Source organism: Kitasatospora sp. NPDC048722, assembly GCF_040650235.1.
In the GTDB taxonomy this organism is placed as follows: Bacteria; Actinomycetota; Actinomycetes; order Streptomycetales; family Streptomycetaceae; genus Kitasatospora.
In genome coordinates, this window is record NZ_JBEZGX010000116.1 from 1 (window position 1) to 10615 (window position 10615).

General features: G+C 76.2%; 1 protein-coding gene. It reads left to right on the top strand.

Annotation, left to right across the window (positions count from 1 at the left end):
* A partial coding sequence (locus AB0C76_RS40485; RefSeq protein ID WP_359975524.1) for an amino acid adenylation domain-containing protein occupies positions 1–10615 on the top strand: 10615 nt, incomplete at both ends.

Here is a 10615-nt window from a genome sequence, read left to right on the forward strand (position 1 = left end):
GGCGCATCGTCCTCCCGGACCTCGCCCACGCCTACGACGGCACCGCGCTGGAGCCCGTCCCGACGTCGTTCCGCCGCTGGGCGCAGCAGCTCACCACGCTCGACCGCTCCGCCGAACTCCCGCTCTGGCAGGCCCAGTCTGCTGGCGAGGACGCGCCGATCGCCGTCCTGGACCCGGCCGTGCACACCGCCGCGACCGCCCGGCAACTGAACCTCACCCTGCCGTCGGACGTCACCGCGGCCCTGCTCACCGACACCGCCGCGCGCTACCGCGCGACCGTCAACGACGTGCTGCTCACCGCGTTCGCGCTCGCCGTGAACGCCTGGCGCGACGGCCAGGGGACGGGTGTGCTCGTCGACCTGGAGGGCCACGGCCGCGAGAACGTCGTCGAGCACGCCGACACCACCCGCACGGCCGGCTGGTTCACCAGCATGTTCCCCGTCCGCCTCGACCCCGGCGCTCCCGGCGACCCCGGCCGCGCGCTGAAGGCCGTCAAGGAGCAGCTGCACGCCCTGCCGGACAACGGCATCGGCTACGGCCTGCTGCGCGGCGCGCTCGACGACGCCCCCCGCCCGCAGCTCGGCTTCAACTACCTCGGCCGCTTCGCCACCGCCGGGGAGAACGCCGACTGGGCGCTGTGCACCGACGCCGACCTCGGCGACGGCCGGGACCCGGCCATGCCGCTCGCCCACGCCGTCGACCTCAACGCGGCCACCCTCGACACCCCCGAGGGCCCGCAGCTCACCGCCGACTGGTCCTGGCCCGACGGCCTCTTCACCGAGAACCACGTCCGCGAGCTCGCCGAGGCCTGGTTCGCCGCACTGCGCGCCCTCGCGGCGACCACCGGCGGCGGCCTCACCCCGTCCGACGTCCGCCCGCTCGTCACCGTCACCCAGGAGCAGATCGACCGCCTGGAGGCCGACCACGGCCCCCTCGCCGACCTCCTCCCCCTCTCCCCGCTCCAGCAGGGCCTCTACTTCCACGCCACCTACGACACCGACGGCCAGGACGTCTACACCGTCCAACTCGCCCTCGACCTCGAAGGCCCGCTGGACGTCCCCGCCCTGCGCACCGCCGCCGCGGCCCTGCTCGCCCGGCACGGCACGCTGCGCGCCGCGTTCCGCCAGGACGGCTTCGAGACGCCGCTCCAGGTGATCCCGGTAACCGTCGAACTCCCTTGGCGCGAGCTGGACTTCACCGGCCGCCCCGCGGACGCCGACGCCTGGACCGCCGAGGACCGGGCCGAGCGCTTCGACCCGGCGCGCGCCCCGCTGATGCGCTTCGCCGTGCTGCGCACCGGCGCCGACCGGCACCGGCTGGTCCTGACCAACCACCACATCCTGCTCGACGGATGGTCGATGCCCGTCCTGGTCAAGGAGCTGTTCGCGCTCTACCGGGGCGAGGGCGCGAGCCTGCCCCGGGTCACCCCGCACCGCGAGTACCTGGGCTGGCTGGCCGGCCAGGACCGCACCACCGCCGAGGACGCCTGGCGACGGGCGCTGGACGGCCTGGCCGAGCCCACCCTGGTCGCCCCGGCGGACCGGGACGGCGCCGCCGGCACGCCCGACCGCGTCACCGCCGAGCTGCCGGCCGAGCTCACCGCCCGCCTCACGGCGGTGAGCCGGGCCCGCGGCACCACGCTCAACACCCTGCTCCAGGCCGCCTGGGCGCTGGTCGTCGGCCAGCTGACCGGCCGGGAGGACGTGGTCTTCGGCGGCACCGTCTCGGGCCGCCCGCCGCAGGTCCCCGGGATCGAGTCGATGATCGGCCTGTTCATCAACACGCTGCCGGTCCGGGTCTCGCTCGACCCGGCCGAGACCCTGGGTGCCCTGCTGGACCGGCTCCAGGAGCAGCAGGCCGCCCTGCTGGACCACCAGTACCTCGGCCTGACCGACCTCCAGCACACCACCGGCCTCGGCGAACTCTTCGACACCCTCGTGGTGTTCGAGAACTACCCGCTCGACGCCGACGTGCTGGACTTCGGCCGGGGCCTGCGCGTCACCGGCCTGGCCGGCCACGACGCGACGCACTACCCGCTGATCCTCACCGCCGTGCCCGGCGAGCGGCTCCAGCTGCGTCTGGACCACCGCACCGGTGCGTTCGACGCCGTCGCCGCGACCGCCCTGCTGGAGCGCGTGGTCGGCGTCCTGACCGCCGCCCCCGGGCTGCTGGACGCGCCCGTCGGCCGGATCCAGCTGCTCGCCGCCGAGGAGCGGGAGCGGCTGCTCCACGGCCTGAACGACACCCCCCGCAACCCCGGTGCGGCGGTGCCGGTGATCACCCGGCTCTTCGCCGAGCTGGCCGGCTGGGCCCCCGCCGCCGAGGCCGTGGTCGCCGACGGCGGCAGCCTCTCCTACGGCGAACTCGACGCCCGGGCCAACCGCCTGGCGCACAAGCTGCTCGCCGCCGGGGTCCGCCCCGAGGACCGGGTCGCGCTGCTGATGGAGCGCTCGCCCGAGCTGGTCGTCGCGATCCTCGGCGTGCTCAAGGCCGGCGGCGCGTACGTGCCGCTCGACCCGCGCTTCCCGGCCGCCCGGATGCGGCACGTCCTGGCCGAGACCGGCGCCGCCGTGCTGATCGCCGACGCGGCCGATGACGCCGCTGGGTTCGGCCTCGACGAGGACGCCGACCTGACCGTCCTGGAGGCCGCCGCCGCGCTCGCCGAGGGCCCCACCCACGACCCCGGCGTGGACGTCCGCCCCGGCCAGCTCGCCTACGTGATGTTCACCTCCGGCTCGACCGGCCTGCCCAAGGGCGTCGGCGTGACCCACCGCGACGTCGTCGCGCTCGCCGAGGACCGCCGCTTCGAGTCCGGCCACGAACGGGTGCTGCTCCACTCGCCGACCGCCTTCGACGCCTCCACCTACGAGCTGTGGGTGCCGCTGCTCGGCGGCGGCCAGGTCGTCGTCGCCCCGGCCGGGGACCTCGACGCCGTCCGCCTGCGCGAGACCGTCACCCGGCACGGCGTCACCGCGCTGTGGCTGACCGCGGGCCTGTTCCGGCTGATCGCCGAGGACGGCCCCGGCTGCCTGGCCCGGGTGGGCCAGGTGTGGACCGGCGGCGACGTCGTGCCCGCCGCGGCCGTGCGCCGCGTCCTGGAGGCCTGCCCCGGCCTGACCGTGGTCGACGGCTACGGCCCGACCGAGACCACCACCTTCGCCACCACCCACCGGATCGGCTCCGCCGCCGAGGTTCCGGCCGCGATCCCGATCGGCCGCCCGCTGGACGGCATGCGGGTGTACGTGCTGGACGCCGCCCTGCGGCCGGTCCCGCGCGGCGTCGCGGGCGAGCTGTACCTGGCCGGGGACGGCCTGGCCCGCGGCTACCTGAACCGCCCCGGCCTGACCGCCGAGCGCTTCACCGCCGACCCGTACGGCCCGGCCGGCGCCCGCATGTACCGCACCGGCGACCTCGTGCGCTGGAACGCGGCGAACGCGCTCGACTACCTCGGCCGCACCGACGACCAGGTCAAGGTGCGCGGCTTCCGCATCGAACTCGGCGAGATCGAGGCCGTCCTGGCCCGGCACCCCGCCGTCGCCCAGGCCGCCGCGATGGTCCGCGAGGACGTCCCCGGTGACCAGCGGCTCGTCGCCTACCTGGTGGCCGCGCCCGGCGCCCGGATCGAGCCGGCCGAGCTGCGCGCGCACGCCGCCGACGGCCTGCCCGGCTTCATGGTGCCGTCCGCCTACGTCGCCCTGGAGACGCTGCCGCTGACCGGCAACGGCAAGGTGGACCGCCGCGCGCTGCCCGCGCCCGCGCTCACCGCCTCGGTCGGCCGCGCCCCGCGCACCCCGCAGGAGGAGATCCTGGCCGGGCTGTTCGCCGGGATCCTCGGGCTGCCAGCGGTCTCCGTCGACGACAGCTTCTTCGACCTCGGCGGGCACTCGCTGCTCGCCACCCGCCTGGTCAGCCGGATCCGCCCGGTGTTCGGCGTGGAGCTGGCCGTGCGCACGCTCTTCGAGGCACCGACCGTGGCCGCGCTCGCCGAGCGGATCGCCGTGGCCGGGCACGCCCGCGCCGCGCTCACCGCCCGACCACGGCCGGAGGAGATCCCGCTCTCCCCCGCCCAGCGCCGGCTCTGGTTCCTCAACCGCTTCGAGGGCGCCACCGCCTCCTACAACCTGCCGCTCGCGCTGCGACTGGAGGGCGCGCTCGACCGGGCCGCGCTGACCGCCGCGCTCGGCGACGTCACCGACCGGCACGAGAGCCTGCGGACCGTCTTCCCCGAGTTCGACGGCCGCCCCCGCCAGTGGGTGCTCCCCGCCGGCACCTCGGCGCTCAGCCTGCCGCTGACCGAACTCGTCGACGGCGAGGATGCGTTGGACGCGGCGCTGGCCGGGGCGATCGCCGAGGGCTTCGACCTCACCACCCAGCCCCCGCTGCGCGCCGAGCTGTTCCGGATCTCCGCCACCGAGCACGTGCTGCTCGTCGTGCTGCACCACATCGCCGGCGACGGCTGGTCCCTCGCCCCCTTCGCCCGCGACCTCGGCACCGCCTACGACGCCCGCCGGGCCGGCACCGCCCCCGCGTGGGAGCCGCTGGCCGTCCAGTACGCCGACTACACGCTCTGGCACGCCGAGGTGCTCGGCGACGAGGGCGACCAGGACAGCCCGCTGGCCCGTCAGGTCGAGCACTGGAAGCAGGCCCTCGCCGGGCTGCCCGAGGAGCTCGCGCTGCCCGCCGACCGGCCGCGCCCGGCCGACGTCAGCTACCGCGGCGAGTCCGTCCCGCTGGCGTTGCCCGCCGAGGTGCACGAGCGGATCGCCGCCGTCGCCCGGGCGCACGACGCGAGCGTCTTCATGGTCGTGCAGGCCGCCGTCGCCGCCCTGCTGCACCGGCTCGGCGCCGGGGACGACATCCCGCTCGGCAGCGTCATCGCCGGGCGCACCGACGAGGCGCTCGACGAGCTGGTCGGCTTCTTCGTCAACACCCTGGTGCTGCGCACCGACCTGACCGGCGACCCGACCTTCGCCGAGCTGCTGGCCCGCGTCCGGGAGACCGACCTCGCCGCCTACGCCCACCAGGACGTGCCGTTCGAGCGCCTGGTCGAGGTACTCAACCCGGTCCGCTCGCTGGCCCGCCACCCGCTGTTCCAGGTGATGCTGGCCTTCCAGAACAACGCGGCGGCCACCCTCGACCTGGACGGGCTGCGCGCCACCGCGCTGCCGGTGCGGCTGTCGGCGGCCAAGTTCGACCTGCTGTTCTCACTGGAGGAGACCTTCACCGCCGAGGGCGGTCCGGCCGGGCTGACCGGTGTCCTGGAGTACTCCGCCGACCTGTTCGACCGGGCCACCGCCGAGTCCCTCGGCGACCGGCTCGGCCGGCTGCTCGCGGCCGTCACCGCCGACCCGGACCTGCCCGTCGCCGCCGTCGAGGTGCTGACGAGGGACGAGCGCGCCCTAGTCCTGGACGGCTGGAACGACACCGCCCGCCCGGTCGCCGAGACCACCGTGCCGGAGCTGTTCCGGGCGCAGGCCGCCCGCACCCCGCAGGCCCCGGCGGTGCTGCACGCCGGCACCGAACTGTCCTACGCCGAGCTCGACGCCCGCGCCAACCGGCTGGCCCGGCTGCTGATCGCCGAGGGCGCGGGCCCGGAGCGGTTCGTCGCGCTGACCCTGCCGCGCACCGCCGACCTGGTCGTCGCGCTGCTGGCGGTGCTCAAGTCCGGCGCCGCCTACCTGCCGGTCGACCCCGGCTACCCGGCCGACCGGATCGCCCACATGCTCGACGACGCGCGGCCCGCACTGGTGCTCACCAGCACCGGGGCGGCCGGCGCACTGCCCGCGGACGTCCCCGCGCTGCGGCTGGACGACCCGGCCGTGCGCGAGCGGCTCGCCGCCCTCCCGGACGGCGAGGTCACCGACACCGAACGGCTGCTCCCGCTGGACCCGCGCCACCCCGCGTACGTCATCTACACCTCCGGCTCCACCGGCCGCCCCAAGGGCGTCGTGATCCCGCACCGCAACGTCGCCGACCTCGCCGCCTGGGCGGCCTCCGACATCGGCCCCGAGCGGCTCTCCGACGTGCTCGCCGCGACCTCGCTCAACTTCGACGTGTCCGTCTTCGAGCTGTTCGGCCCGCTGCTGTCCGGCGGCCGGATCGAGCTGGTCCGCGACGTGCTCGCACTGCTGGACGCGCCCGAGGGGCGGCACTACGGCCTGGTCAGCGCCGTCCCGTCGGCGCTCGCCCACACCCTCGGGCAGGCAGGCGCCCCGCGCTTCGGCGCCGACCTCGTGGTGCTGGCCGGCGAGGGCCTGGCCGCCCACACCGCGGACGCGATCCGGGCCGCCGTGCCCGGCGCGCGCCTCGCCAACATCTACGGCCCCACCGAGGCCACCGTGTACGCCACCGCCTGGTACGAGGGCGAGGACGGCGCCGGGCGCACCCCGCCGATCGGCCGTCCCCGCCGCAACACCCGGGCGCTCGTCCTGGACGCCGGCCTGCGGCCGGTCCCGGTGGGCGTCGCGGGCGAGCTGTACCTGGCCGGCGAGGGCCTGGCCCGCGGCTACCTGAACCGCCCCGGCCTGACCGCCGAGCGCTTCGTCGCCGACCCGTACGGCCCGGCCGGCTCGCGGATGTACCGCACCGGCGACCTGGTCCGCCGCAACGCCGACGGCGAGATCGAGTACCTCGGCCGCACCGACTTCCAGGTCAAGGTCCGCGGCTTCCGCATCGAACTCGGCGAGATCGAGTCCGTGCTCGCCAAGCACCCGGCCGTCGCCCAGGTGGCCGTCCTGGTCCGCGAGGACACCCCAGGGGACCAGCGCATCGTGGCCTACGTCGTGCCGGCGAACGGCGCCGAGCCGGAGCCCACCGAGCTGCGCGCACAGGCCGCCGCCGCTCTGCCGGAGTACATGGTCCCGTCCGCCTTCGTCCCGTTGGAGCAGCTGCCGCTCAACCCGAACGGCAAGCTCGACCGGCGCGCCCTGCCCGCCCCCGACTTCGGGGCCGCGGCCGGGGCCGGGCGGGCCCCGCGCGACGAACGCGAGGAGCAGCTGGCCGGCCTGTTCGCCGAAGTGCTCGGCGTACCGCGGGTCTCGATCGACGACGGCTTCTTCGACCTCGGCGGGCACTCGCTGCTCGCCACCCGGGTGGTCAGCCGGGTGCGGACCCTGTTCGGCGTCGAGCTGCCGGTGCGCGCCCTGTTCGAGACCCCGACCGTCGCCGCCCTCGGCGAGCGGATCGGCGCCGCGGGCCGGGCCCGGCAGGCGCTCACCGCCCGGGTGCGCCCGGAATCGGTGCCGCTGTCCGCCGCGCAGCGCCGACTGTGGTTCCTCAACCGCTTCGAGCAGCGCACCGGCACCTACAACCTGCCGCTCGCCGTCCGCCTCACCGGCCCGCTCGACGCCGCCGCCCTGGCCGCCGCCCTCGGCGACCTCACCGCGCGGCACGAGAGCCTGCGGACCGTCTTCCCCGACGCCGGCGGCCGGCCGCGCCAGCAGGTGCTCCCCGCCGCCGAGGCGCGCCCGGCGCTGCACACCGCGCCGTACGACGACGCGGCGCTCGCCGCGGCCGCCGCGCTGGACTTCGACCTCGCCGCCGAAGTGCCGCTGCGCGCCCACCTGTTCACCGTCTCCGCGACCGAGCACGTGCTGCTCGTGGTGATCCACCACATCGCCGGCGACGGCTGGTCGATGGCCCCGATCGCCCGCGACCTCGCCACCGCCTACGCCGCCCGGCAGGACGGCCGCGCACCGGAGTTCACCCCGCTGCCGGTCCAGTACGCCGACTACACGCTGTGGCAGGCCGAGGTCCTCGGCGACGAGGCCGACCCGGCGAGCGAACTCGCCCGCCAGACCGGCTACTGGCAGCGCACCCTGGCCCGGCTGCCCGAGGAGCTGGCCCTGCCCGCCGACCGGCCGCGCCCGGCCGAGCAGAGCTTCCGCGGCGACACCGTGCCGCTGCACCTGCCCGCCGACGCGCACGCCGCCCTCGCCGCGCTGGCCCGCGAGGCCAACGCCAGCGTCTTCATGGTCGTCCAGGCCGCCCTGGCCGCCCTGCTCGGCCGCCTCGGCGCGGGCGAGGACGTCCCGATCGGCTCGCCGATCGCCGGGCGCACCGACGAGGCCCTCGACGAACTGGTCGGCTGCTTCGTCAACACCCTGGTGCTGCGCACCGACCTGACCGGCGACCCGACCTTCCGCGCACTGGTCGGACGGGTCCGGGAGACCGACCTCGCCGCCTACGCCCACCAGGACGTGCCGTTCGAGCGCCTGGTCGAACTGCTCAACCCGGAGCGCTCGCTGGCCCGCCACCCGCTGTTCCAGGTGATGCTCTCGCTGCAGAACAACGCGGCGGCCGAGCTCGTCCTGCCCGGCCTGGCCGTCGAGCCGCACCCGGCCGTGGTGGACGGCGCCAAGTTCGACCTGTCCTTCCAGCTGGCCGAGGAGTTCACCGCCGACGGCGCGCCGGCCGGCCTCGTCGGCCGGATCGAGTACGCGACCGACCTGTTCGACCGGGACACCGCGGCCGGCCTCGCCGGGCGGTTCGCCCGCGCCGTGACCGCCCTGGTCACCGCGCCGGACCGGGCGCTGTCCGAACTGGACCTGCTCACCGCCGAGGAGCGCGGGCGCGTCCTCGTCGAGTGGAACGCCACCGCCCGTGAGGTGCCCGCCACCACGCTGCCCGCGCTGTTCGAGGCACAGGCCGCCCGCACCCCCGGCGCCCCCGCCCTGACGGCGGCCGGCGAGCGGCTGACCTTCGCCGAACTCGACGCCCGCGCCAACCGGCTGGCCCGCCTGCTGGCCGGCCGGGGCATCGGCCCGGAGCGGTTCGTCGCCGTCGCCCTGCCGCGCACCGCCGACCTGGTCGTCGCGCTGCTCGCGGTCATGAAGGCCGGCGCGGCCTACGTCCCCGTCGACCCGGCGCTCCCGGCCGGGCGCATCGCCCAGCTGCTCCAGGACGCCGGCACCGCCGCCGTCATCACCGGCGACGGCGCCCGCGACGCGCTGCCCGCCGGCCTCGGCGGCGAGCGGATCGACCTCGACTCCCCGGCGGTCGTCCACGAGCTGCACGAGCTCCCCGGCACCCCGCTGGCCGACGCCGAGCGCACCGCCGCCCTGCGGCCCGCGCACCCGGCGTACGTCATCCACACCTCAGGATCGACCGGCAAGCCCAAGGGCGTCGTCGTCCCGCACGCGGGCCTCGGCAACCTGTTCCACCACCACTTCACCGAGCTGTACGCGGCGGACATCGCCGCCGCCGGCCGCCCGCTGCGCGCGGCGCTCACCGCCGCCGTGTCCTTCGACGCCTCGCTCGACCCGGTGCTCTGGCTGCTCGCCGGCCACGAACTGCACCTCGTGGACGACGACACCCGGCGCGAGCCGCAGGCCCTGATCGGGTACGTCCGGGAGCACCGGATCGACTTCCTGGAGCTCACCCCGTCCTACGCCGAGCAGCTCGTCGAGCAGGGCCTGGTGCGGGACGCATCGGCCCGGCCGCGGATCCTCGCCCTCGGCGGCGAGGCCGTGAGCCCGGCGCTGTGGCAGGAGCTCGCCCGTACCCCGGGCGTGACCGGCTACAACCTGTACGGCCCCACCGAGGCCACCGTCGACAGCGCCACCGCGAGCACCGCCGACACCGGACGGCCGCTGGTCGGTCGCCCCGTGGCGAACGTCCGCGCCCTCGTCCTCGACGAACGCCTGCGGCCCGTCCCGGCGGGCGTCGCGGGAGAGCTGTACCTCGCCGGCGCCGGACTGGCGCGCGGCTACCTCGGCCGCCCCGACCTCACCGCCGAACGCTTCACCGCGGACCCGTACGGCCCGGCCGGAAGCCGGATGTACCGCACCGGCGACGTCGTGCGCTGGACCGCCGACGGCCGGCTCGACTACCTCGGCCGCACCGACGACCAGGTCAAGATCCGCGGCTTCCGCATCGAACTCGGCGAGATCGAGACGGTGCTGGCCCGCTACGAGGGCGCGCTGCGCTCGGCCGTGGTCGTCCGCGAGGACCAGCCGGGCATCAGGCGCCTGGTGGCGTACGTCGTGCCGCGCGGCGGCGCCCTCGACGAGGCCGTGCTGCGCGCCCACCTGGCCGCCGCGCTGCCCGCGTACATGGTCCCGTCTGCCTTCGTCGCACTCGACGAGCTGCCGCTGACCGTCAACGGCAAGCTCGACCGCCGTGCCCTGCCCGCGCCCGAGTACCGCGGCACCGGCCGCGGACGGCCGCCGCGCACGCCGGGCGAGGAGGTCCTGTGCGGGATCTTCCGTGACCTGCTGGGCGTGGCCGAGGTGTCCGCCGAGGACGGTTTCTTCGAGCTGGGCGGCGACAGCATCGTCTCCATCCAGCTGGTCAGCCGCGCCCGCACGGCCGGGCTGGTCCTCACCGCCCGCGACGTGTTCCGGCACCGCACCCCGGAGGCGCTGGCCACCGTCGCCGGCACCGCCGCCGCGCTTCCGGCGGAGGAGCCCGGGGCCGCGTACGGGCTCGTCCCGGAGACGCCGATCGTCGGCTGGCTGCGCGAACTCGGCGGCGCCGTCGACGGGTTCAGCCAGACGATGGTCGTGCGGACGCCCGCAGGCGCCACCTTCGAGCGCCTGGCGGACGCCCTCCAGACCGTGCTCGACCACCACGACGTGCTGCGCGCCCGGCTGGTCCGCGGCACCGGTGCCTGGAA